Source organism: Streptomyces sp. NPDC057654 (assembly GCF_042800135.1).
Taxonomy (GTDB): Bacteria; Actinomycetota; Actinomycetes; order Streptomycetales; family Streptomycetaceae; genus Streptomyces.
Genome location: NZ_JBHVHQ010001193.1, coordinates 1 through 2004 on the forward strand (window position 1 = coordinate 1; position 2004 = coordinate 2004).

Here is a 2004-nt window from a genome sequence, read left to right on the forward strand (position 1 = left end):
GGGCCTCTCCGCTCCGCGCCGGTGCGGCTCGACGAGGCGTCAGGAAGCGCCCCGCGGGTCGTCCTGCGCCGCCCGGCCCTGGTGGGGGAGGCGGCCCGAGAGGTCCGTTTCCGCCGGCAGCGCCCCGCGTTCGGCGGCGATCTCCGCCATCATCGTCAGCAGTTCCAGGGCGGCGTCCGGGGCCGGCGCGCCCACCTCGCGGTAGACGGCGGCGACGGCCGTCACCACGCGCTCGGCCAACGGCCACTCGCCGTAGGCGTCGAGCGGGATCGTGCGCGCCGCGGTCTCCAGCGGAACCCCCGCCGCCGCGGCGCTCGTGGCCTGTTCGTGCACGTAGCGGAAGTAGTCGCGGAACCGCTCCAGGTCGGCGCGGGTCGCGAGCCGCCCGTGGCCGGGCACGAACGTCCGCGCGCCGGTCGCCAGCAGGCGGTCGATCGCGTCGGCCCACCCGAGGACCGGGCCCGCCCACACCACCGGGTGGTCGTCCTGGAAGAGGATGTCGCCGCAGTAGACCGTGGACGCGTCCGGGACGTGCACGACCACGTCGCCGCCGGTGTGTGCCGGGCCGACGTTCAGCAGCTCGACGTCGATGTCGCCGACGCGCAGCTCCAGCCGGTCCTCGAACGTACGCGTGGGCGGCGTGAAGTCGATGCCGGAGAAGTCGAAGCGGCCGAAGTGGTGCGTGAAGTACGCGCCGCCGGGACCGGGCGGCGGGTTCTGCTGGAGCATCGGATAGGCGGCCGGCGGCACCTCGTGCTCTATCCCGGCGGCGTTGGCCCGCGAGGTGATGATCTCGGCGTCCGGGAAGAGCTGGTTGCCGTGGCAGTGGTCCCCGTTGAGGTGGGTGTTGACGACGGTGGCGACGCGCGCGCCGGGGGCGGCTTCGGCGATGGCGGCTCGCAGCCGCCGCGTCAGGGGGAGCGTGTAGAACGTGTCGACGAGCAGCGCCTCGCCGCGGCTCGCGATGAGTCCCGCGTTGGACCAGCCCCAGGAGCCGTCGCCCTGGATGAAGGCGAAGACGCCGGGAGCGATGGTCTCGGTCCGCAGCGGCTGTCCGGGGTCGACGGGGTCGACGGGGCCGCCGTGCGCCGTGTCGTCCGTCTCCGAGCCGTGTACGCCGTGTACGCCTTGTGCGTCGTCGTGTGCGCCTCGCGCGCTGTGTGAGTCTGCCATGGTCTGATCATGGTCGACGGGACGCCGCGGACGCCAACCGCCTGCGGCGCCCTGCGTCAACTCAGGCCATGACAAGCACTGTTGGGGGCGGGGCTCAGGGCGAGGGCGTCAGCGTGGCGCGGGCGAGCGTGGCGAGTCCTGAGCGGATGTCGGCCGGGGGTGTGCCCGTGGCGGTGAGGTGCTCGATGAGGTCGCTCCGCACGGCCGCCAGCAGGGCATGGGCGAGGAACGCGGCGTCCCGCTCGCCGCGGGCCTCGGCCAGCAGTCCGGCGAGCTGGGCGTGCCACAGGCCGTAGGTCTCGCTCAGGTACGGGCTGCCGCTGCCCGCGTTCTCCAGGGCGAGCATCAAGGGGCGGTTGTCCAGCTTGAAGCGGAGCAGGACGTCGAGGAGGGCGAGGGCCCGTTCGTCCGCCGGGGCGCCGGGACCGAGCGGCGGCGGGCCCGTCGAGATGTCGGCCCGCAGGGCCTCGGTGCGCTGTGCGACCACCGCCTTGATCAGGCCGACGCGGTCGCCGAACCGGCGGAAGAGCGTGCCCTTGCCGACCCCGGCCGCCGCCGCGATGTCGTCCATGGACACCTCGCAGTCGCCGCGCTCGGCGAACAGGCGGTCGGCGGCGATGAGCACCAGCTCGCGGTTGCGGACGGCGTCGGACCGCTCCTTGCGTACGGGGGGCATGGCTCCTCCTGAAGGCGGCCCCGCGCGGCCGGGGCCGGCTGACAACGGCCCGTGCCGCCGGGACTGGATATCCGGACTGGCGGTCCGTATAGTGGCTATCCGGACCAGCGGTCCGAATCTTATCGCGAACCGCTCAGCCGGATCGCGAATAGCCC

At 73.7% G+C, this 2004-nt stretch carries 2 protein-coding genes; both read right to left on the reverse strand.

Annotation, left to right across the window (positions count from 1 at the left end; translation table 11 throughout):
* Positions 1-39: 39 nt before the first annotated feature.
* Positions 40-1173 (reverse strand): MBL fold metallo-hydrolase, encoded by a 1134-nt coding sequence (locus ACFU99_RS41915; RefSeq protein ID WP_384403570.1) that lies wholly within the window; start codon positions 1171-1173, stop codon positions 40-42.
* Positions 1174-1267: 94 nt separating this feature from the next.
* The gene (locus ACFU99_RS41920; protein WP_384403573.1) at positions 1268-1849 is read right to left on the reverse strand and encodes a TetR/AcrR family transcriptional regulator; all 582 of its coding nucleotides are present in this window, start codon (positions 1847-1849) and stop codon (positions 1268-1270) included.
* Positions 1850-2004: the final 155 nt, after the last annotated feature.